This is a genomic window from Bdellovibrio sp. 22V (assembly GCF_030169785.1).
GTDB lineage: Bacteria > Bdellovibrionota > Bdellovibrionia > Bdellovibrionales > Bdellovibrionaceae > Bdellovibrio.
On record NZ_CP125854.1, the window covers coordinates 473,013 to 495,267 of the forward strand.

24 protein-coding genes and 1 tRNA gene are annotated in these 22,255 nt (G+C 45.8%); 15 read left to right on the forward strand and 10 right to left on the reverse strand.

What is annotated here, in order from left to right:
• Nucleotides 1–61 precede the first annotated feature (61 nt).
• Nucleotides 62–2,140, forward strand: coding sequence for an MGDG synthase family glycosyltransferase (locus tag QJS83_RS02360; protein ID WP_284607390.1), 2,079 nt, complete (start codon nt 62–64; stop codon nt 2,138–2,140).
• On the opposite strand, the gene QJS83_RS02365 is transcribed toward QJS83_RS02360, so the two are convergent.
• A complete protein-coding gene (locus QJS83_RS02365) occupies nt 2,133–3,470 on the reverse strand; it encodes an ATP-binding protein (protein ID WP_284607391.1) in 1,338 nt (445 codons plus the stop codon). The two genes, QJS83_RS02360 and QJS83_RS02365, sit on opposite strands and share 8 nt — an antisense overlap.
• Nucleotides 3,471–3,759: 289 nt before the next feature.
• Between QJS83_RS02365 and rpsB the strand changes: the two genes are divergently transcribed.
• The 13 genes from rpsB (at nt 3,760) to QJS83_RS02430 (ending at nt 14,950) form a co-directional block, all read left to right on the forward strand.
• The gene (gene rpsB, locus QJS83_RS02370) at nt 3,760–4,695 is read left to right on the forward strand and encodes a 30S ribosomal protein S2 (protein ID WP_284607393.1); all 936 of its coding nucleotides are present in this window, start codon (nt 3,760–3,762) and stop codon (nt 4,693–4,695) included.
• Nucleotides 4,696–4,836: 141 nt separating this feature from the next.
• The gene (gene tsf, locus QJS83_RS02375; protein WP_284607395.1) at nt 4,837–5,763 is read left to right on the forward strand and encodes a translation elongation factor Ts; all 927 of its coding nucleotides are present in this window, start codon (nt 4,837–4,839) and stop codon (nt 5,761–5,763) included.
• 1 nt (nt 5,764) lies between these two features.
• The gene (gene pyrH / locus QJS83_RS02380) at nt 5,765–6,478 is read left to right on the forward strand and encodes a UMP kinase (RefSeq protein WP_350159185.1); all 714 of its coding nucleotides are present in this window, start codon (nt 5,765–5,767) and stop codon (nt 6,476–6,478) included.
• Nucleotides 6,479–6,487: 9 nt separating this feature from the next.
• A complete protein-coding gene (gene frr, locus QJS83_RS02385; RefSeq protein WP_284607399.1) occupies nt 6,488–7,048 on the forward strand; it encodes a ribosome recycling factor in 561 nt (186 codons plus the stop codon).
• 13 nt (nt 7,049–7,061) lie between these two features.
• Nucleotides 7,062–7,793 carry an isoprenyl transferase gene (locus tag QJS83_RS02390; RefSeq protein WP_284607401.1) on the forward strand — a complete coding sequence of 244 codons (732 nt, stop codon included), beginning with the start codon at nt 7,062–7,064 and terminating at the stop codon, nt 7,791–7,793.
• Nucleotides 7,765–8,598 carry a phosphatidate cytidylyltransferase gene (locus QJS83_RS02395; protein WP_284607403.1) on the forward strand — a complete coding sequence of 278 codons (834 nt, stop codon included), beginning with the start codon at nt 7,765–7,767 and terminating at the stop codon, nt 8,596–8,598. The genes QJS83_RS02390 and QJS83_RS02395 overlap by 29 nt, the downstream gene beginning before the upstream one ends.
• A gap of 75 nt (nt 8,599–8,673) precedes the next feature.
• The gene (rseP, locus tag QJS83_RS02400) at nt 8,674–10,347 is read left to right on the forward strand and encodes an RIP metalloprotease RseP (protein WP_284607405.1); all 1,674 of its coding nucleotides are present in this window, start codon (nt 8,674–8,676) and stop codon (nt 10,345–10,347) included.
• Nucleotides 10,344–11,048 carry a tRNA (adenosine(37)-N6)-threonylcarbamoyltransferase complex dimerization subunit type 1 TsaB gene (gene tsaB, locus QJS83_RS02405; protein ID WP_284607407.1) on the forward strand — a complete coding sequence of 235 codons (705 nt, stop codon included), beginning with the start codon at nt 10,344–10,346 and terminating at the stop codon, nt 11,046–11,048. Before rseP ends, tsaB begins: the two co-directional genes overlap by 4 nt.
• Before the next feature lie 20 nt (nt 11,049–11,068).
• A complete protein-coding gene (locus QJS83_RS02410; protein ID WP_284607408.1) occupies nt 11,069–12,040 on the forward strand; it encodes a P-loop NTPase in 972 nt (323 codons plus the stop codon).
• Nucleotides 12,041–12,047: 7 nt separating this feature from the next.
• Nucleotides 12,048–12,674, forward strand: a complete 627-nt coding sequence (locus QJS83_RS02415; protein WP_284607409.1) for a helix-turn-helix domain-containing protein — start codon at nt 12,048–12,050, stop codon at nt 12,672–12,674.
• Complete coding sequence (locus QJS83_RS02420) at nt 12,664–13,677, forward strand: RluA family pseudouridine synthase (protein ID WP_284607411.1); 1,014 nt, start codon at nt 12,664–12,666, stop codon at nt 13,675–13,677. Before QJS83_RS02415 ends, QJS83_RS02420 begins: the two co-directional genes overlap by 11 nt.
• Nucleotides 13,674–14,372, forward strand: coding sequence for a peptidoglycan editing factor PgeF (gene pgeF, locus QJS83_RS02425; RefSeq protein ID WP_284607413.1), 699 nt, complete (start codon nt 13,674–13,676; stop codon nt 14,370–14,372). The genes QJS83_RS02420 and pgeF overlap by 4 nt, the downstream gene beginning before the upstream one ends.
• Nucleotides 14,369–14,950 (forward strand): DNA-3-methyladenine glycosylase, encoded by a 582-nt coding sequence (locus tag QJS83_RS02430; RefSeq protein WP_284607415.1) that lies wholly within the window; start codon nt 14,369–14,371, stop codon nt 14,948–14,950. Before pgeF ends, QJS83_RS02430 begins: the two co-directional genes overlap by 4 nt.
• Here the strand turns inward: QJS83_RS02430 and QJS83_RS02435 are convergent.
• On the reverse strand, nt 14,947–15,357 hold the full coding sequence (locus QJS83_RS02435) for a hypothetical protein (RefSeq protein ID WP_284607417.1): 411 nt from the start codon (nt 15,355–15,357) through the stop codon (nt 14,947–14,949). The two genes, QJS83_RS02430 and QJS83_RS02435, sit on opposite strands and share 4 nt — an antisense overlap.
• 173 nt (nt 15,358–15,530) lie before the next feature.
• On the opposite strand from QJS83_RS02435, the gene trhA reads away from it, so the two are divergent.
• Nucleotides 15,531–16,169 (forward strand): PAQR family membrane homeostasis protein TrhA, encoded by a 639-nt coding sequence (gene trhA, locus QJS83_RS02440; RefSeq protein ID WP_284607419.1) that lies wholly within the window; start codon nt 15,531–15,533, stop codon nt 16,167–16,169.
• A 57-nt stretch (nt 16,170–16,226) separates the two neighbouring features.
• Here trhA and QJS83_RS02445 read toward each other — a convergent pair.
• The 8 genes from QJS83_RS02445 to QJS83_RS02480 form a co-directional block, all read right to left on the reverse strand.
• A tRNA-Phe gene (locus QJS83_RS02445) sits at nt 16,227–16,302 on the reverse strand.
• Nucleotides 16,303–16,355: 53 nt separating this feature from the next.
• Nucleotides 16,356–17,519: a cystathionine gamma-synthase gene (locus QJS83_RS02450; RefSeq protein WP_284607421.1), complete on the reverse strand. Its 1,164-nt coding sequence runs from the start codon at nt 17,517–17,519 to the stop codon at nt 16,356–16,358.
• A gap of 7 nt (nt 17,520–17,526) precedes the next feature.
• A complete protein-coding gene (locus QJS83_RS02455; protein WP_284607422.1) occupies nt 17,527–18,576 on the reverse strand; it encodes a PLP-dependent cysteine synthase family protein in 1,050 nt (349 codons plus the stop codon).
• A gap of 6 nt (nt 18,577–18,582) precedes the next feature.
• A complete protein-coding gene (locus QJS83_RS02460) occupies nt 18,583–18,792 on the reverse strand; it encodes a hypothetical protein (protein ID WP_284607424.1) in 210 nt (69 codons plus the stop codon).
• 27 nt (nt 18,793–18,819) lie between these two features.
• A complete protein-coding gene (locus QJS83_RS02465) occupies nt 18,820–19,257 on the reverse strand; it encodes a hypothetical protein (RefSeq protein ID WP_284607426.1) in 438 nt (145 codons plus the stop codon).
• Nucleotides 19,245–19,985, reverse strand: a complete 741-nt coding sequence (locus tag QJS83_RS02470; protein WP_284607427.1) for a hypothetical protein — start codon at nt 19,983–19,985, stop codon at nt 19,245–19,247. The genes QJS83_RS02465 and QJS83_RS02470 overlap by 13 nt, the downstream gene beginning before the upstream one ends.
• A gap of 655 nt (nt 19,986–20,640) precedes the next feature.
• Nucleotides 20,641–21,429, reverse strand: coding sequence for a hypothetical protein (locus QJS83_RS02475; protein ID WP_284607428.1), 789 nt, complete (start codon nt 21,427–21,429; stop codon nt 20,641–20,643).
• 23 nt (nt 21,430–21,452) lie between these two features.
• Nucleotides 21,453–22,229, reverse strand: a complete 777-nt coding sequence (locus tag QJS83_RS02480; RefSeq protein ID WP_284607429.1) for an MlaD family protein — start codon at nt 22,227–22,229, stop codon at nt 21,453–21,455.
• Nucleotides 22,230–22,255: the final 26 nt, after the last annotated feature.

A 22,255-nucleotide genomic window follows, 5' to 3' on the forward strand; every position in this document is an offset into this window, starting at 1 on the left:
TTCTATGCGTTCCGGAGAGTTCGGCCTGACTTTTGATATTAAGAGGGTCAGGAGGTCTCCCATGAGAGTCCTTTTTAGAATTTCTGTCTCATTTTTTATCAGTTTGTTTTTCGCGTCTCTCGCGTTTGCGCAGAAGACTTTGATCCTCTATTCCTCTATTGGAATGGGGCACCTGAGCGCTTCACGGGCGATTGAAGAAAAAATCAAAGCCCAGAATCCGCAGGCGGAAGTGGAGCTTAAAAACATTCGTGATTTCATGCCTTCAATGAGCCGTACTATTGATGAAAAGATGTATTGGTTTGTCTTTAAAAAAATGCCGCAAACTTTTTCGAATGCGTATTTAAGTTCGATGCAAAAAGGTATGCAAGTTCGTGATCTCAGCGATATTAAAACAGGATACAACGAAACGGCGTTGCTCGATTATATTCGTAAATCCGGCGCGGAGACAGTGATCGCCACTCACTATGGCTCAGCTATCAATCTTGGAAATCTAAAGTCTTCTGGCAAACTTCCCGGCATTAAAACGGCGTGGGTGCACACGGACTATATTGAACATTATTTCCCGCGCATCTCGCAGCGTTTGGATAAAACATTCGTTGGCCACAATGAATTGGCGAATTCGTGGAAAGAGTTCGGTGTTAAAGCTGAAAAAGTGGAAGTCACAGGCATTCCTGTCAGAAATCTCCCCGAGCCCGGCGAAGTGCAACGGGGCGCTGTTCTTGAAGCCGTTGGTTTAAAAGCAGAACCTGTGACATTCGTGATGTCAGGAGGCTCAGAAGGTTTGCGTGACTATCCGACGGCCGTGAAATCACTTGCACAACAGTTTAAAGATCCCATTCAAATCGTTGCAGTTTGCGGAAAGAATGAAAAAGCGCGCAGCGAATTGGAAAAATTGGCGGCAACACTTCCGCCGCATGTAACGCTGAAACCTCTTGGCTTTATTCCGAACAAGCAACTTATTGATCTTATTTCCGTGGCGGATCTTTACGTCACGAAGTCAGGCGGTCTTTCACCGACGGAGGGTGCACTTTTGATGAAGCCTCTTGTGTTGATCAATGAGTACGGCGGACACGAAGCAGAAAATGCAGAGTTTTTCAAAAAAACAAAGATGGCAGAAATCGTGAACTCTTCCGCGGAGCTTGGCGGAAAAGCCGTGTCCGTCTTAGCAAATCCGGAACTGATGAAACAAATGATGGAGCATCAGCGTGAATACCGTAACTCTGTCAACCTAGACTACATCGCGAACTGGACACTCAACGATAAAGCACAAGAGACCGTACGCATTGACCTGGGACTTAAGGAAGGCGCCATGGTCGAGGGCACAACAGAAGCTCTTGCAAAGCTTTCGCGCGACTTCCCTGGTGATGTCGAAGTTTTGCTAAGTTACCCAAAATCCAAAACCGGCACTTACTTTGGCGACGGAAAAGAATCGAATCCATTCGGCCACATCGCCATTCGCGTCGGTGAAAACGTCTACACGATCAATCACATGGCAGAGCGTGGCAGTGAACCGCACATCGTTCACAAATCCAGCTTAGCTGAATACCTTTACTCGACAAAAACTTATTATCGCAATGAAGAGTTCACAGGCATGCAAGGTCAAGCCTACGCCAAAGACACCTTGGCTGTGCGCCTTGATGGTCTTTCCAACGAGGCTATCAAAAACATGCTCAATGAAATTGCGACCATCGACCGCGACTGGAAAGAGGGACGTCTTAATTATGTGGCGAAAACGTGCAACTGCGCGGATGTGACGTTGAGAGTTCTTAAAGCAGGTGGCGTTGTGGTTGACGGTAAAATCTTTAAGCGTTCGATTAAGATGCCATTGGATGTTTTCGATGCTGTCGTAAAGGCGGCGGAAAACAGACCTGACTTGCAAAGCTCTCTGATTCACTATGGTTACGTGAAGAGTTCAAAGAATGAATTCAAAACAGCGGGCTTCCCTTTGAGTCTTTATCAAATTAAACGCGCCATCGTGAATATGTTTAAAAAAGGCCGCGACAAAATCGAAACACGCATCAACGCGCGTTTGACGGTGAATAAAGATTCGTCTGAATTGAGTTACGAAAAAACGAAAACTGTGCAAAAGACAGCACCGAAAGGCGCCGTCGGCATGCGCTGCGAAGCTGTCTTTAATTAACCTCTTCAAGAGGAAGGGAGAAGGAGAACGTCGTTCCTTCTCCCACTTTGCTGTCCACGGAAATCTGCCCGCCCATAAGCTCCACAAGATTTTTTGAAATCATCAAACCTAAACCGGAGCCTCCGTACTTGCGTGAAACCGAAGCGTCTTCTTGATAGAAGCTGCGGAAAAGCTTTTTGATGTTGTCGTAGTGAATGCCTTTACCGGTGTCTTGGACGTGCCACCGGTACGTTTGCGTTTTGATATCTTTACGAACAGCAATTCGCACTTTGCCTTTTTCTGTAAACTTGACGGCATTACCGACTAGATTCGTGAGCACTTGGCGCAAGCGGTGCGAATCCCCCATGGCGTGACGAGGAATTTCTTCGTCCATTTCCAGCTCCAACTCCAAACCTTTTTCCTGACATTTCACCGAAAACATTTTGTGAATGTCTGAATGAAGCTCTTTGAAATCAAAACGATGACGGTCAATTTGCAAAAGGCCGTTTTCAATTTTTGAAATATCGAGAATATCATTAATCAGATGAAGCAACGAATCCGAACAACGATGAATCGTTCCTACGTACTCCGTCTGTTCCTCATCGAGTTTCGTGTCGCGAAGAATGTCGGAAAAGCCGATGATACTGTTAAGCGGAGTACGAATCTCATGGCTCATGTTACTAAGGAAACTGGATTTCAACGATGACAGACGAAGAGCATCTTCGCGCGCTGACATCAGCTCATACTTGGAATAAGCCATGTCTTTGAGTTCTTCCCGGATCCGTCCAATTCCCAGAATTAAAATAATATCTTCGAAAGCCACCCACAGGGCGTGCTCCACCCAACGCCATTCCATCCCGACACCTTCACCATAAACGGTCATCGGCAAAAGAATCCCGCGCAAAGCATGGTCGATAATCACGATCAGAGAAGCCAAAAGTAAAATAGAGATGTCTTTATAGAAGGCCAAGGCGGCCAAAGAAACGAAGACATGGAAATGCGTTTCGATCCTCCCCCCTGTTAAATATATAAGGAGGATCGAGAAGCACATCTGTGCGACGGAGATCACAACACGGGTGATTTTTTGACCAGGAAGAATCAAGGCACAATATAAGGAAGGAAGGGCGAAAAGGCCGCCAAAGATGACACCAACCAGAGCGTTTTCCAAAGAGCCACTAAACTGCCCTAGCCAGGTCCCGGGAGTTATATAAATTCCCAAGAGTACACACGCAACCCATTGAATTATCATGAGAAAAGCAAAACCGCGATCCATACGCACGCAGATTTCGTGCGCCTGTTGCTGGAAAATTTTTTCCACTTCAGGGTGGTTCCGAGCTTGGTTTTGTTTCATTTCCCTACTCATCAACGTTCTACAATTGGGACTACGACTAGAGTATCGGCTTTAGTTCGCCGCGTCTAAACAAACTTTAATGGGAGCTGGAAAATTTAATCTAGACGTCTCGAAAGCAGACGGACAAAGATGCTTGCGATCCATGGCACCGTGTGATATCCCCAAACTCCAACAATAAGCACTCCCAGGCATTAACTGGTCCCCCAAGTACTGAAATAGGGGGTCTTCCGGCGAAAAAAAGAAGCTGGCTCTACCTGAGAGGACGATTAACCAGAAAGGAAGTACTGCCATGGCACAAGTGACCATGAAAGAAATGTTAGACGCTGGCGTCCACTTCGGACATCAAACTCAGCGTTGGAACCCAAAAATGAAACCTTATGTTTACACAGCTCGCGGAGGCATTCATATCATTGACCTTCAAAAGACTGTTGTACGCGCAAACAAAGCTGCTGACTTCGTAAAAGAAATCGCTGCTAACGGCGGTCGTTTGATCTTCGTTGGAACTAAGAAGCAAGCTATCGAGCCAATCCAAGAAGCGGCTCAAAAATGCGGTCAGTACTACGTAACTAAGCGTTGGTTGGGTGGTATGATGACGAATTTCGAAACGATCAAATCTTCTATCGATCGTCTTCGCAAAATCGACACAATGAAAGAAAAAGGCGAATTCAACTACTTGACTAAGAAAGAGCGCGCGAAGCTTGAAAAAGAATACCTTCGCTTGACTGAGTTCTTGTCTGGTATCCGTGAAATGAAGGAAATGCCATCTGCTATGTTCGTAGTAGACCTTCCTAAAGAACACATCGCTGTTGCTGAAGCTAAACGCTTGGGCATCCCAGTTGTTGCTATCGCTGATACAAACTCTGATCCAGAGTCTGTTGAGTTCGCGATCCCAGGTAACGACGATGCGATCCGTTCTATCAAATTGTTCGCAAACCTAGTTGCTGAAGCTTACCTAGAAGGTGCTAAAACTTGGGAACAAAAACTTCGCACAATGACTGACAAACAGTCTGACGTTGCTAAAGAAGCGAAAGCTGAAGGCAAAGAAGAAGCTCCTAAGCGTCGTGGCGCTCCTAAAGCTGGCGGAAAAGAAGCTCCTAAAAAAGCGGCTGGTCCTGCAGTTGTTAAAGCTACGAAAGCTCGCAAACTTGTTGCTGCTGGTACAGCAGAAGAAGTTGAAATCCAAGCTGAGCTTGAGAACAAAGAAAACGAAGATTCTGCGGAGTAATCTCCCGGTGAACGAAATGAAAAAGGTGGCCTAGCCACCTTTTTCATAAGTTCCATCCGCTGAAGCTGCAATGCCGAGGCGATTCGTCTTTCTAAATCGAACTTGTCTTTATTCTAAATTATCATTGAAGGAGTCTTCCTAATGTCTATTTCCGCTACTCTTGTAAAAGAGCTCAGAGAGAAAACAAACGCAGGTATGATGGATTGCAAAAAAGCACTTGAAGCGACTTCTGGTGACTTTGATGCAGCTGTTGAATGGTTGCGCGTAAAAGGTCTTGGCGCTGCTGCAAAGAAAGCTGACCGTATTGCTGCTGAAGGTGCTGTATTCGCACAAGTTGTTGGCAACACTGGTATCGTAATGGAAATCAACTCTGAAACTGACTTCGTTGCTCGTAACGACGGTTTCAAAGCTCTTGCTGCTGACGTTGCTGAACATTTGCTTAAAACAACTTCTACAGCTGATGTTTTGGAGCAAGCATTCGTTAAAAATCCATCTAAAAAGCTTGGTGATCTTTTCACTGAAGCGACTGCAACTATCGGTGAAAAAATCGTATTGCGTCGTTCAGAGAAGTACACTGCTTCTGCAAATACATTGGTTCACACTTACATCCACGGTGAAGGTAAAATCGGCGTGTTGATTGAAGTTGCTGCTTCTAAACCAGAAGCTGTAAGCAATCCTGAGTTGAAAACTTTCGCTCAAGACGTTGCTCTTCACATCGCAGCGATGAACCCAATGGCGATCTCTTCTGCTGAAATCCCAGCTGAAGTTGTTGCAAAAGAGAAAGAAATTTTGACAGCTAAAAACCTTGAGTCTGGTAAAAAACCTGAAATGATCGAAAAGATCGTTGAAGGTCAAATCCGCAAGTTCTTGGCTGAGAACTGCCTTGTTGACCAAGCTTTCGTTAAAAACCCAGACATGAAAGTGTCTGATTTGGCGAAAGAAGTTGGCAAGAAAATTGGTGCTGACGTTTCTATCAAGCGTTTCGTTCGTTTCGAGCTTGGCGCTGGTATCGAGAAAAAGTCTAACGACTTCGCAGCGGAAGTTGCTGCGCAAATGAAAGGACACTAATTTGAAAGAGCCTGTCTATAAACGCATTTTGCTGAAGTTAAGTGGTGAAGCTCTTGCTGGAAAGCAAGGGACTGGAATCAATACTGCAACGATTAAACAAATCGCGCAGGACGTGGCAGAAGCTTATAAGGCAGGCGTTCAAATGGGCGTCGTCATCGGTGGCGGTAACATCTATCGTGGTGTTGCCGCTTCTGCTGAAGGTATGGATCGCGCAAGTGCTGATTACATGGGTATGCTTGCGACTTGTATCAATGCCCTGGCTCTTCAAGACGCTCTTGAAAAAGAAGGCGTCCCTACCCGCGTACAGACAGCTATTGAAATGGCTGAGATCGCGGAACCTTACATCCGTCGCAGAGCGATTCGCCATCTAGAAAAAGGCCGTATTGTGATTTTCGGTGCAGGAACTGGAAATCCATTCTTCACGACTGACACGGCAGCATCTCTACGTGCTATGGAAATCAACGCTCAAGTGATCATGAAAGCGACTAAAGTAGACGGTATCTACGATAAAGATCCTGCGAAACATACAGATGCAAAAAAATTCGATAAGATCAGCTACATCGACGTTCTTAACCGCGGTTTGCAGGTGATGGACTCGACAGCGATCAGCATGTGTATGGACAACAAACTTCCTATCATCACATTCGACCTCACTCAGCCCGGAAATATTCTAAAAGCCGTGCAAGGTGAAAACATCGGTACACTCGTTCACTAGGAGGCAACAATGGCTATTGCAGATGTAAAAAAGAACGCTCAAGCAAAGATGGACAAAACTTTGGCTGCTTTGGGTGAAGAACTTAAGAAGATCCGCACGGGTCGTGCTCAAGTTTCTATGCTTGATGGTATCCGCGTAAATTACTACGGTACGCCATCTCCTCTTTCTCAAGTGGCTTCTATCTCTACTCCAGATGCGAAATCTTTCCTTATCGCACCTTGGGAAGTTTCTATCCTTAAAGAAATCGAACAAGCGATCATCAAGTCTGAGCTTGGCATGGCGCCAATGAATGACGGCAAAGTGATTCGTTTGAAAGTTCCAGATTTGACAGAAGAACGCCGTAAAGACTTGGCAAAACAAGTTAAGAAAATCGCTGAAGAAGCTCGCGTAGCTGTTCGTATGGCTCGTCGTGATGCGAATGACGAAGTTAAAAAACTTCAAAAAGACAAAGCGATCAGCGAAGACGAAGGCAAAAAGGCAGAAGCTGACATTCAAAAAGTCACTGACGATTTTATCAAAAAAGTTGATCAGGTTGCTGACGAAAAAGAAAAGTCCATCTTGACGATCTAAGCTCAAGGAGCCCATGACTCTGCCAAAGCATATCGCAATCATTATGGATGGTAACGGTCGTTGGGCTCAGCTCAAACGTCGCCCGCGCACGTTTGGACATATCAAAGGCACTCGCGTCGCTAAGAAGATCATTACGGCTTGTTCGCGACGCGGGATTAAGAATCTCACTCTTTATGCATTCAGCACTGAAAACTGGTTCCGCCCACAAGCGGAAGTCAGCTTGTTGATGCAAATTCTGCGTCGCTATTTGAAACGCGAAACTGAAAACCTTGTTAAAGAAAACATTCGTTTTTCCGTCATCGGCGATGTATCCCGCATCCCGGCAGACGTCGCAGAAGCGATCGGAAGATCTATTGAAGCTACATCCCAGTGCACAGGCCTTAACTTGGTCTTTGCGTTGAGCTATGGCTCTCGTCAAGAGATCACTCAAGCTGTGCGCGATATCGCAACTCGCGTCGCTTCGGGGGAGCTTGCGCCGGAAGAGATCGATGAAGAGACTATTAATTCTTCATTAAGCACTTTCCCGACTCCAGATCCTGATCTTATCATCCGCACCAGCGGTGAACAGCGACTTTCAAACTTCCTTATGTGGCAAGCCGCATACTCTGAGTTCTATTTCACAGACGTATTGTGGCCTAACTTTACCGAGTCTCATCTTGATGAAGCGCTCAAAGCTTTTTCTGTGAGACAACGCCGTTTCGGCAAGGTTTCAGCGAATGACAACGTGGAAAAGTTTTCTAACTAGAGCTGCTTCTGCGGTTGTTGCTCTTGCACTTATTTTCTTTCTTTATTTCATGTGGGCGATCAATGGTCTTAAAGCGGCCGTTGCCGTGATTGTCGCGATTGGAACTTGGGAGCTTGTTTGTATTCTCTTTAAAAACAGTTCGTCCAAGTTTTTGAAGTTCCTTTTTTTCGCACTTACGCTCGTTGTTTTTGCGGCGACTTGCGTTTCATTGAGTACGGGTTCGTTGATTTTCGCTCTCGCCTTGATTGTTTTGATCATCGCCAATCTTCTTGTGGAAAATAAAGCGGGCGATTTGAATGCGATGACCTCTTATCATTCAAAGGCGGCGCTAGGTTTGTTCTATATGGGACTTCTTCCTGCGTTTGCGTATCGCCTGTTGGATCAACACAATGGATTGGCGTGGTTTGCGTTTTTACTCGCATCCGTTTTCGCCGGCGACACAATGGCGTATGTTTTTGGCGTTCTTTTTGGAAAACACAAAGTTATGCCCTCTGTTTCTCCGAAGAAAACATGGGAAGGCTCTTTGGGTGGATTTTTAGGTTCATTGGCAGCCGGTCTTCTTTGTTGGCTGTTCTTTTTCCCCGAAGGATCTGCTTTGTTTATGGTGATTTTGGCCGGTGTCTCAGGATTCGTCGGTCAGTTCGGAGATTTCTTCGAATCTCTCTTAAAACGAGTCGCTGACGTGAAAGATTCGGGAAAAATTATGCCGGGCCACGGTGGTGTTTTGGATCGCATAGATGGCGTCCTATTCGCAAGTCCTGTTGTTCTATCCGGAATTCTGATCTTGTCTCATCTTTTGTCGTAAGAAGAAGGTCGAGCCCGTCCGCACAAACACTTTAATTTCCTAGCTCACCCTCCAGGCGACCATTAGAATATTCGAATGGATATTTTTTCATTTTTACACCAAGGTTTGTCTGCGATTGTTCCATTTGTTGTTTTGCTCGGAATTTTGATTTTCGTGCATGAACTCGGTCACTTCCTCGTGGCGCGCTGGTGCGGAGTACGTGTTGAAGTGTTCAGCCTTGGTTTCGGTAAAAAAATCCTGAAATACAAAAAAGGCGATACGACTTACGCTCTTTCACTGATTCCATTAGGTGGATACGTGAAAATGTTCGGCGAGCAGCCGGGCGATAATATTTCTGAAGAGGACAAAAAACATTCTTTTACACATAAAAATGTGTGGCAAAGAATTGCCGTCGTTCTTGCCGGTCCTTTGATGAACTTCTTCTTTGCGATCTTGGTGTTCTTTGCCGTTGCTTTGATTGGCGAAGACGCAAAAACTCCGGTTGTGGGTGACGTTCCTGCGGCTTCTTCCGCTTATGCTGCGGGTTTCCGCTCCGGCGATAAAATCGTTTCCGTGAATGAAAAAGCGATCACGACTTGGGAAGACGTGCAGAAGTCTTTGAGCCTCAAAGAAAGTCACGATCTTCACTTGGACGTTGTCGTTCAACGTGAAGGCACGAATGAATCGGTCAACATTGCGACAACGGCGAAAGCTGAGCCAAATCCCAATGTTTTGAGTTCGTTTGAATACATCGCGAATGTAGAAGGTCTGACTCCTTATTCTGCTGGCACAACTGTGGGTGTTCTTGAGAATTCTCCGCTTCATGCGCTGGGCTTGAAAACAGGCGACACGATTACTGCGATCAATGGTCAAAAAGTAGGTTATTGGAGACAGCTGGATTCTACATTTGCAAAAATGAATTCCGGTGAACCATTGACGATTGAAGCGATCGGTGTGCGCGAAGGCGACAAAGAGCCTAAACCTTTGACTGTGACGATGGCGCCACTGACTTCAATTAAGTCTTTCTCTTTACAAAGCCTAGGCCTTGAGAGTTCCGAACTCTATTTGAGCAAAGTGATGAAGGACTCCCCGGCGCAAGCAGCGGGCCTCCGTGACGGCGACCGTTTGGTCACGATCAACAATGTGAAATTGCAAAAATGGGAAGATGTTATCAATAACATCAAGTCGTTTGACGGGAAAAACCCGGTTGCAATCTCTGTGCTGCGCGCGGGTCAGATGATTGATTTGAAGATCACGCCAAAAATGACGACACAAATGTTGCCTACAGGAACGGAAGAAAAACGTTACACAATCGGTATCGCTCCGATCGCCAACTTGGCAGCGCCTGAATTGATGGTTCTTCGCACGTCGAATCCTATCGACGCTTTGGTGCGCGGAACGGAAAAAACTTGGGACGTGTCAGTGATGACGGTCATGAGTTTCGTTCGTTTGTTCCAAGCAAAGATCTCTCCGAAAAACATCGGTGGCGTGATCTCAATCGGGCAAGCGGCTAGTGAGACTTTCAAAATTGGTTTGACTCAGTTCTTGCAAATGATGGCAATCATTTCCGTGAACTTGTTCATTCTGAATTTGATGCCGGTTCCAGTTCTTGACGGTGGACACTTGGTGTTCTACATCATTGAGCTTGTGAAAGGCGCTCCACTGAGCATGAGAAAAATGGAAGTCGCACAGCAAGTAGGGTTGGCTCTTCTTATGAGCTTGATGATCTTTGCGCTGTTTAACGACTTCACTCGTTTACTAGGTCTATGAAAATCTTAGCAATGGAAACCAGCACCGCCCTTGGGGGCGTTGCTGTCGTGATCGACGGACAAGTCGTCGCAGAGGAATCCTCTTTGCGACAAAAATCTCATAGCGAAAATATCAGTCCGTTCGTGGACCATTGTTTACAAAAAGCCCAATTAAAACTTGAAGATATCGACGTGTTTGCTGTGGGCCAGGGTCCCGGCAGTTTCACTGGTATTCGTGTAGCAGCGAATGCAGGAAAAGCGTACGCTTATGCGTTTAACAAACCGATGATCACGATTGATTCGTTGATGTTACTGGCGCATCAAGCTCAAGGCTCTGATAAACCTATACTTGCAATTATCAACGCCTACAAGAATATGGTTTATCTTGGCCTTTTCGACGTACGCGGAGCAGAACCCGTTTATATCAAAGGTCCTGAAGCAATTCCTGTCCGTGACTTGAAAAACCACATTCAACAGGATTGCGTTGTTGTCGGTGATGGCTGGGAAGCTTATCACGAATACTTCCCTGAAGAGCTGATGAAACATCTTTCCCGTGACGCGAAATTGCCTGACGAGCCCTTGGCCTCGACGCTGGGTAAACTTGCGGAATATCGAGCGAAAAAAGGTCAAACCTTGGACTGGAAATCGTTCGTGCCACTTTATATTCGCGCTTCCGAAGCCGAAGAGACAAAAAAAGGAATTTTAATCTCTCCGCTCAAGTAGCACATTAAGAGGAAGCAGCCATGGAAGATGTTGAAGTAGGACACCTAAGCGAACTTGATTTCAAAACATCTAAAGCTGAAGAAAAAGCCGACACAAAGCTGTGGGTTGTGGCATCTGGCAAAGGTGGCGTCGGAAAAACCTTTGTCTCTACAAGCTTGGGCATCACACTTTCGAAACTAGGTCATTCTGTTGTTGTTGTTGATTTAGATTTGAGTGGCGCCAATGTCCATACGTCTTTAGGTCTTCCTCCTTCACACATGAATATCCGTCATTACTTTGAAGGCGTGAAGTCCCTGCAGGAAATCGTGATTCCAACACCTTTCCCGCATCTTTCTTATGTGCAAGGTTTCTGGGATTCTTGGACGCCGACGGAGATTTCATTCACACAAATTCAAAATCTGATTCCTGAAATTAAAAAACTTCGCGCAGACTATGTGATTGTTGATCTCGGTGCCGGAGCTTTGGAAGCGCACCTCGAGCTTTTCAAAGCCGCTGACGAAAAATTCTTGATCACAACACCAGAGCCGACAAGCATTGAAAAGACATATCGCTTTCTTGAATCTTTCGTATGTTACTCTTTGCGCGCAGATTCAACGCCGGATGCTTACGGTGAAATGATTACGACTTTGCGTGATCACCGCCAAAGAACTTTGGCGAAGCCTTTTTCTTTCCGCTCGTATCTGAAAGAACAAACTGGAATTAATTATAATTTCTTTGAAGCGCTATCATCGACGCCAGTTCGTCTTCTGGTGAACTCCGCACGCACACAAATTAACTGTGATTTGGGTCATTCAATTAAGAGTGTCTGCAATAAGTACTACGACTTAGGTATTGATTATGCGGGCTCCATCGATTTTGACAATGCGGTGTGGCAGTCAGTGCGCTCTCGAGAGCACGTCTTGCAAGCACAGCCTTTCACGCCACTCGCAGGACAATTTTTGGCTACCTGCAAACAACTTATTGATCCGGAAGAGCTTCGCGCCGTAGTATAATACTACGATGCAAGCTACTTCTCGTTATAACTATTATGAAATTCTTGAACTGAGCGCGAATGCACCTCAACACGAGGTCACGACCGCTTACGAAAGAGCTCGTTCGACATACTCCGGTGACAACCCTGCTATTTACACTATCTTCTCTGAGCAGGAAGCCCGCGAGTTGTTAGTTCTTATCGAAGAAGCCTACGAAATTCTTGGCAACAAAATTCTTCGCAATATCTATGACCAACGCTTGCTGAGTGGCCGCGCTTCTTTGAATGATCTGACTTACGCTTCAATCATTGAAGCAAGCAAGCAGATCTTTCCAGAACAAAAGCCACAGCCCGTGCAAAATACTTATAAAAAAGACGAAGCTTTTGAAGCCGAAATCCAAGCTCAAACGAACTGGGATGGCGCTTTCCTTAAAAAGGTTCGTGAATACAAACAAATCTCCCCTCAACGTCTGAGTGAAATCACGAAGATCAATCCTTACTATGTGACAGCAGTAGAAGGAATGAATGCGGAAAATCTTCCGGCAGTGGTTTTTGTCAGAGGTTACGTCGTACAAATGGCGAAAGCTTTGGGTCTGGACGAGAAAAAAGTCGCCGACTCATACATGAAAAATTTCAAGAACAGTCTTGGAAAATAGTTCCTCTCCGGGTCAAAAAATCAATATCATCGCCACTGCTGAAATGGACGGACTACGTCTTGATAAAGCGTTGGCGCTTGTTCCAGAAGTGGGAACGAGATCCCGTGCGGCTCATCTTATCGAAAATTCCGCTGTTCTTGTGAATGGAAAATCCGTTAAAGCCTCGGCCGCTATTAAAGAGAATGACTCGATCGATATTGAATTGCCAGCGCCAGAGCCGACAGAACTTCAACCCTATGACTTAAAACTTCACGTTCTTTTCGAAGATGAAGATCTTATCGTCATCAATAAGCCGGCGGGACTTGTCGTGCATCCAGCGGCAGGGCACGCGCATGACACTTTGGTGAATGCGCTGATCGCCCATACCGACGATCTTTCAATGAAGTTTGGTGAAGAAAGACCCGGGATTGTCCATCGTCTTGATAAAGAAACCAGCGGTGTGATTGTTATCGCTAAAAATGACAAAACACATGAAGCCTTAACGGCGCAGTTTAAAGAGCGTTCCACACACCGGATCTACTATGCAGTTTGCATCGGAACAGCTCGAACATTGAAGGGCACCTTCAAAAGTTTCTTGGCTCGCCATCCGATTGATCGCAAGCGCTACGCTTCTGTTTTGGGAGATGACCGTAAGCCTTTGCAAGACAAAGACGATCCGCCGATGATTGGGAAATGGGCGGTGACACATTATGAAGTCATCTCTAGGAAAAGCGGTTTAAGTTATCTTAAACTTAAACTGGAAACCGGCAGAACGCATCAGATCCGCGTTCATTTGTCTGAGAACGGTCTTCCGATTGCCGGGGACGTTATTTACGGCGCCGATAAAAAAATCAAGAATGTCGAAGCGCGAAGCACTCAAGAGGATATTCGCAATCTTCCCCGTTTCTTGTTGCATGCCGCAGAGCTGGCCTTCACTCATCCGCGCACGCAAGAACGAATGTCTTTCACGCAGGATTGGCCTTCAGACATTCAGCTTCTAATCAAAAAATGGGGGCTGACGTGAATTTAGAACAAACGCATTTGGGTTATGAACTCAAGACGCCTCATTTGACGGTTTTCTTCGGCGGCATCAACGCGCCTTTGAGCACGCTCGCTGAAGCTTACCCGCAATTTACACTTGTTCGTCTTAAGCAAATTCACAGTGACGCGGTTGTCGAAACCAAAGATGCTCAGCTTGATTATCAAGTGATCGCGGACTCCCACTATACTCGCGAAAAGAATCTTGCGCTTTGTGTGATCACGGCCGACTGTGTGCCGATTTTCTTTTATCATCACGATCTTGGCATCATCGCTGGCGCTCATGCGGGTTGGCGTGGCGTTGCCAGCAGAATTATTCCTAAAACTATTGAGAGGCTAAAATCTTTGGGTGCTTCACCCGAGAAACTTGAAGTCATTATCGGGCCGCACATTCAAAAGTCCAGCTTTGAAGTCGGTAATGATGTACGCGATCAAATTCTTACAAGCCTCGGTCCGTTAAGCATTCAAGAAAGAGCGCTTTTTAGTGAAGCTTTGCCAGAATCAAAATCCCTTGTGGATCTGAATCAAGTCGTGCGCACGCAGCTTCTGCAAGAAGGTGTCGAGATGGAGCGCGTTTTTGATTTACACATTGATACGTTCACGAATCCGGATTTTCACTCTCACCGTCGCGACAAAGAAAAGGCTGGAAGACAGATCAGCTTTATCTGTCGCACTCTATGATCCTTCCCCAGGATTTTTATTATCAAGATACAACAACGGTCGCGAAAGCGCTGCTTGGCAAAGTTTTGCATATTAAAGACAAAGACCAAGGGGAACACCGCGCGCGTATCGTTGAGGTCGAAGCGTATTTAGGTGTCGAGGATCCTGCCTGCCATACCTTCGGCGACCGTCGTACACAAAGAACCAAGTCGATGTATCTGAATGGCGGTCACAGTTATGTTTATCTTATCTATGGTATGTACCATTGTTTGAATTTTGTGACTCGCACAGAAGAACATCCCGAGGCGGTTTTGATTCGCGCCGTGGAGCCGTTTGAAGCTCCCGCCAATCCAAAGAAAAAAGATCTAAAGACCAATGGCCCCGGAAAGCTCTGCCGGCATTATCACATCACGAAAGATCATGATGGTTTGCGTTTGTGGAAAAAAAATTCCGAACTGTACGTGAGTGAAGACGATTTCAAAGTTTCTTCGCGACAAATTATCTCTACAACCCGTGTTGGCGTTGACTACGCCGGGGAAGCGGCATCCTGGCCTCTGCGCTTTTACCTTAAAGACAATCTTTACGTCTCTCGCCGTTAGTTTTTAAAACGGCACTCCTCAGGGGAATACGACATAGGAATGTCATAATTCATGCCTTCAAAGAGAAACGAGAAAACAACTTGATGCGCTTTGAAAGAGTATTCGTAAACTTTGGTTTCTACGAGTCTCGTCACAACGCTATAGCCTTTGATATCAAGGCCGTTGATCTCAATCGGATCACTCGACGAACACGAATAGAGATCATCCCCGAATGTTTCACAGTTCTTCGTTTTGAAAGTCACGTTGATTTTATCGCCAAGCTTTCGCAAAAGTTTTGATTTCTTTTCAAGATGCGCGAAATCGTAAGCCGTCACAACTCCATTATGTACGGGTACGGCATCGGCGCCAAAGTGATGAACGATCTGCATTTCTGTGGTCGGTTCGCTCTGCGAATTAAATGATTTCACATAAAAGCTGGTAGTCGGAAACTCCGTCATGCAAACGAACTCAGGACTAACGTTTGATTTGGCGAATGAAATTGAAAAGCTAAACATCACTAAGAAAAAAAGTTTCATCGATAACCTCTCAATAAAAATATTAAGTTGGCGACTCGTCTGCAGGCAATGTTAACATTGATGTGATGGAAAAGATTATACCGCACGTACAGGACGGGGAACGTTTCAACACCTTCTCTCACGCTGTGGGCGCTATTCTAGCACTTATTGGTTCGGCACTTTTGGTGTACTTGGCCGCTTACAAGCAGGATACTTGGCGTCTTTTTTCATTCACTGTTTATGCTTTCACAACCGTGGGCCTTTATTGCATTTCAACGATTTATCACGGCTCACACGGACAGAAGAAAGAGTTCTATCGCAAGCTTGATTACATTGGAATTTATCTGAAGATCGCCGGCAACTACACGCCTTACGCGATTCTTGCTCTTCGTGGAAAAACCGGTTGGATGGTTTTGGGCGTTGTTTGGACTTTGGCGGTTGTTGGAATAATGTGGGAGCTTGTCGTTTCGCCGAAGAATCGCAGTCTTTCTTTGGCCCTTTACGGAGTCATGAGTGTCACGGTCCTCCCCGCTCTGAAACAACTTATGGATGCGATTCCTCCGGTGGGATTTGCGATGATTATGGCGGGATATATTTCCTACGCGATCGGCGTTTACTTCTTTTTCAACGATACGAAAATCAAGCACGGTCACGGAATGTGGCACTTATGCGTGATGGCCGGAACCGCATTTCAATATTTGTGCGTGTTGATTTATCTTACGTAAAAACGAAAAAACCCGCTCACTGGCGGGTTTCGGCTCCCCTTCTCGGGGGTAAAAAAATGGTGGCTTGAGACGGAATTGAACCGCCGACACAAGGATTTTCAGTCCTCTGCTCTACCAACTGAGCTACCAAGCCACGGAAATCAAAGAGACCAAATGTGTATCTTTTGGCCTCTTTGATGTCAACAATTAGGCTTTATCAAAGGCAAATTTTAAATCCGCCAACAGGTCATTGATGTCTTCAACACCCACTGAGAGGCGAATGAGAGAGTCATCAATTCCCAAAGTCTTACGAGTCTCCGGCGGCACGGAGGCGTGCGTCATAATCGCAGGGTGCTCAATAAGGCTTTCTACGCCTCCTAAACTCTCGGCCAAAGAGAAAACATTCACGTTTTCCAAGAATTTACGAGCCGATTCCATGCCCCCTTTGATGTAGAAAGTGATCATACCGCCGAAGCCATGCATCTGCTCTTTTGCGAGAGCATGTTGAGGATGGCTTTCAAGACCGGGATAGATAACTTTTTCAACTTTCGGGTGAGACTCCAAGAATCGTGCAATAGTCATCGCATTTTCTTGGTGCGCCTTCATACGCAGAGGCAAAGTTTTCAAACTGCGCAAGCACATGAAAGAATCAAAAGGACCTTGAATCGCGCCCATTCCGTTACTCAAGAAGGCCAATTTTTCTGCCAGGTCTTCACGTGATGTCACTGCAACACCGCCAACCACGTCACTGTGACCACCGATATATTTTGTGGCAGAGTGAACCACGATATCCGCGCCCAACTCCAGAGGTCTTTGGAAGTAAGGGCTCATGAACGTGTTATCAACAGCGACAATAATCCCTTTGCTTTTCGCAATGGCAGAAATTTTCTTAATATCAACAAGCTTCAAAGTCGGATTCGTCGGAGTTTCAAGCCACACCATTTTTGTGTTGGGCTTGATCGCCTTTTCAAAGTTTTCAACCTTCGTCAAATCGACAAAGGAAAACTCCATCCCGTCATGCTTAAGAACTTTATCGAAAAGACGGAAAGTTCCGCCGTACATATCATCCATGGCGATGACGTGATCGCCGCCTTTCAGAATGTGCAAGATCGTCGTCGTTGCCGCGCAACCTGAAGCAAAGGCAAAACCGTATTTACCGCTTTCAAGATTCGCCAAGCAGTTTTCATAAGCACGGCGAGTGGGGTTATGTGTGCGAGAATACTCCCATCCTTTATGAACGCCCGGAGATTCTTGTACATAAGTCGAGGTCAAATATACAGGAGTCATGATCGCTCCTGTTGTCGGGTCCGGAGACTGACCTGCGTGGATCGCTCTTGTCGCAAAACCTAAGTTTTCAGTTACCTTTTTCATGTCACACCTATTTTTTAGAAAGATTTTTTAACGCTTCTTCCGCAGAGATCACGCGATTGAATACATTTTTTACTTCGTCGGCTTTGATAAAGCCCGCTTCAACCATCCACTGATCATTGAACGCTTTACTCAAATACTGACGGCCGCTATCAGGGAAGATAACAACGATATTCGATGGCTTTTCAAGCTTTTCGGCGTACTTCATGGCACCAATCAAAGCCGTCGCACTGGAAGGTCCCACCAGAAGGCCTTCTTCTTTCACAAGACGACGGGTCATTTCAAAGGCTTCCGGATCTGAAACGCGCACAAAGCCGTCCATCACATCCATATGCATATTGCCGGGAAGCATGTCCTCGCCGATCCCTTCCACTTTATAAGAGCCCGGAGGATCTACGATTTTTTTATGATAAAACAAGTCGTAAAGGATGCTTCCAATCGGATCCGCGCACACGATTTTCACATCGTGTTTTTGCTCTTTGAGATACTTGCCGCAACCTGAAAGGGTTCCGCCGGTTCCAGCTCCGCCGACAAGCACGTCGATTTTTCCATCCATTTGTTTCCAAATCTCTGGACCTGTTGTTTTGTAATGACGAGTTGGGTTGTCTGCATTGAAGAACTGATTCACCAAGAATCCACCCGGAGTTTCATCCGCGATTCTTTTTGAGACATTGTAGTGGCTCATCGGATGATCCGGATCCACCATCGGAGTGATCACAACTTGCGCTCCGTAAGCACGCAAGATGGCGCGTTTTTCTTCGCTCATCTTTTCTGGCATGACGAAAATACATTTATAACCTTTTACGGCCGCCGCAAGAGCCAAACCCACGCCTGTATTTCCCGAAGTGGCTTCAACGATCACGCCACCTGGCTTCAAATCGCCTCTTTTTTCCGCCTCTTCGATCATCGCAACAGCGACGCGGTCTTTGATGCTGCCACCGGGATTGAAATACTCCACTTTCGCGAAGAATTTATGTTTGGAGCCTTTAGTAACGTTATGAAGCGCCACCATTGGAGTGTTGCCAACGGTATCCAAAATCGAATTATAGATTTGTGACATGTCTTTTTATCTTTCTAAGTCTTTTCTTCTGTTGGAACGAAGATAAACGGAGTTCATCGACTGCAAAACTGTATTCATTTGAGTCAAAGGATCGACGGAATAAGCCATTCCGAGTTCGGAAGTAAGTTGCTTGACGGTTTGACGGTTCGGCTGATCTTTCATCAACTCATCCACCAATTTTTCCAGCGCCACTTGCTTTTTATCGGACTGTGCCATGGCTTTTCCTCCAACAGGAGCACTCTATCACCCCCCTCCCAAAGAGTGAAAAAAATTTTTGAGAAGTGGGCCAAAAAGGAGCATGAGAAAGGCGGGAAACTGAAATAACAGTAATGGGATCAGCAATAGAAACGGCAATTGCGCAATTTTATTTGTTATTTCCTCATGACAGCTTTCAATCAGCTCCTCTTCTAAACGCAAAAGCACATTATAAATGGACTCACCGCGAAGCCCGCGCTCCAAAATCTGCAAAAGAGTCCGCCGATGGAGGGATGAAATGCCCTGAACGCATTCCCTTGGATCCTGCCCCTGTTGCAGAAGAGCGAGCCATTGCGTAACTTGCGCGGGAAATTCGCCACGATTCTTTTTAACATAAGATAAGACACCCTGTTTGACCGATTGCCCCTTCTCAATCGACCGTTTAATGCTTAATAAAAGTTCTAACGGTGGCGCTAAACCTTCCATTGCAGCCTCCGACCCACTGAAAATATCCAAATAAGGCCCGCGGAAAAGACAAAAAAGGAAAACAAAATCAGAAATCGATGTGCAACGAAGCCGAACTGCACAATCACAAAAGAAAAAAGCGCGAGATAAAGCGCGGTGACAATTATCGCCTGCATTTTTATTTGTTGGGTGACTTGTCCAGACCTACGTCGAAAATCTTCGTGCATTTTTAATTCTCTGCGGAGCGCGCGAACTTGTTCCACGCAACGATTCTGTGATCGATCAATCTCGATCAACTCCTCGCGGAAATCCTTGAGCAGAGCGGATTCTACGGCGATCTCTTTTTGTGTTACATGCAAGGATTCGAAAAGTTCCACGAGCTGAAGACGCTGCCATCCGCTTTGCATATCGATCGCTGCGTGAAGCGACGAGCGGAAAGATTTTCCCGTTTGCAGACCCAAAATCACGCAATCAAGAAGTGGAATGAGCGCACTTCGCAGTCTGCGAAGAAGGAAAAAACGCAAAATCTGCGGAAAAAACTTTAAAGTTATTAAAAGAATGCCGATGAAAAGCCAGAGTGTGGTGGGCGAAAGAGCACTGCTCGCGGTTAGAAAGCAGATCACAGCAAGGTTTGATATCAAAAGAGATCGAACCAAGTGTTGAGAGAATGCAAAATCACGAGCCATCGACATAAGAGTCCGATGAATGAGTGCATGTCCGAGCAATGAAATCGAGAAAACGATGAGCAAAGGGCACCTCCACCGCCACGAGTGCTCGCAAAAAATATGCAAGGTAAATTTTTTGTTGACGGCGCTGGTCGAATTGCGGAAGACTTAAAGTAAGTAAAGTTTTTAAAGTTAGAAACAACAACAACGTTTGCATCCTAGGAGGAGCACATGGCAAAGAAAGCAGCAAAAAAAGCTACTAAGAAAGCAGCTAAGAAAACTACTAAAAAAGCCGCTAAGAAAACTACAAAGAAAGCTACTAAAAAAGCTTCTAAGAAGTAATTCTTACGGAACTAATTTAGTTCTAAAAGAAACCCCAGAGGAAACTCTGGGGTTTTTTGTTTTGGGCCATCGTGGCCCAAAACCCCTTCGGGGCTGGCGCGCAAAAATAGCATCCTGCTATTTTTGTACTTTTCTAAAACCCGCGTCCACAGCGGATTCTAGGGGCATAAGCCAAACAGAAACGCCTCTTCAAATTTTCCGGGAAACCAAAAGATAATCTTTCCAAAAAAGCTGCGACGCCCGGAACGGGCAAGCCAAAACAACCCATAGAGGTTGATCAAAAAGGTTCGGATGCGAGGCGGAGGGTTTTTTCTGAAACGCAGGCGTGCTCCAAGCACGTCGGAGAGAAAGAAAAAGCCCGACAACGAAGTCAGCCGGGCCTTTTTCATCAACCGGATCAGAAATAGTAAAGTGCGCCGATAGAGCCGTTCGGGACGATGATAGAACGCTTCACTTCTAGCATCCCAACCAACTCCCCAAAGAAAGACAACCCTGCAAAGTCGCCGGAAAGCTGATTATATTGCAGACCGATCGATGCATTCACAAAATCCGTGCCAAAACGGCCGTCTTTTTTCTCTCCATCTGTTAAAACGCGGTCTAGGATGTCTGAATTTTCGTATTCGTGGGAACGACCGCGAGAATTGTACCAGCGCGAATATCCTACTGTTGTGTAGGGAGCGATGTAGTCGCCGTCGAAGGCATGTTTCCATGAAAGAGAAATAGCGTTGTAACCTGGTCCTGTGCCAAATCCCGCAACGACGCCGTCGGCATCTTCAAAGTTAAGTTCTAAGTTGGCGCCGATAGCTCCACTGACTCCGCCGGCAGTCAAACCCAATCCTACTTTTCGGGATTCGCGCATTTTCAATGTCGAATCATAGTGAGCAGCACTCAAGCCAGAGAAATAAGTGTTGTTGGCGCCAGGAATCGAGCGGATGTCGCGATATTGCGGCGGAACATTGTTAGAGACAGGGGCCGATCCTTCTTCGATAGTCAAAGCGCCTTGATGCCCGCTGTTCTCAGAGACTTGATTTTCCATGCGCATGCTACGGCTGTATTCTTTTTCGATCGCTTGCGATTTCATTTTGATGGAATTCGCATCGGAACCTAAATTCAAAGACGCCGCTTGCGCCTGAAGAGAGCCGATAAGAAGTGCGGCTCCTACGAAACGTACTGAAAGGGAATGCATAAAACCTCCTTTTTTACGGAGATCTAGAAAATGCGCGCTCTCACGCCTTCTTCTTGGAAGAACTTTTTGATTGCCGGGCCATCAAGTGGCTCCAATCTGAAAAGGAGCTTATGAACGAGGTCATAAGTTTCTTCCGCTTTCTTAGATCTCAAGTTATGCGTCATGTAAGAAACGTCATCGCTGATTTTGACCGCATTATCAAGAAGTCTTGCGACTTCACGATTCTTGGTCGTTTTATCCAAAAGAACGAGGGTTTTATTGAAGTTGGTGGTCAAACGATCCAATTGTTGAATCATATTTGTCACGGAGCCTTCATTTTTCTCCACCAACTCGATGATTTTGCCGGCCAAACCGTAACTTTGTGAGATCAATTGATCAATTCTTGGCGGATCTTCGCCACGAACATAATCGCCGGAAGAAAATTCGGCCGCCTCAGAACTCCCCGGGGAAACTTCTAAAAACTTTTCGCCGATCACACCGGCAAGATTGATGAAAAATTTGGAATCTTTACGGACACTGGTCCAGGCTTTTTTATCAATTGTGATGGTGAGACGCAATTTAACCTCTTCACCATTCGCCATTTTAAAAGAGGGATCGAAGGAAATACTTTTTACTTTTCCAACTTTAATACCCATGACACGCACTGGAGAACCTTCTTCAATTCCGCCAGCATAGTTGTACATAACATTGAGCTCTTTAGCGCTAGAGAAAGGAGAAACAAAACCCATGAAGTAAGCAAAAACCACCACGAGTACTATGGAAAGAAACGCTAGCAAACCAACCTTGGTTTCGACTTTCATAAAACGTCCTTATCTACTTCAGCTTG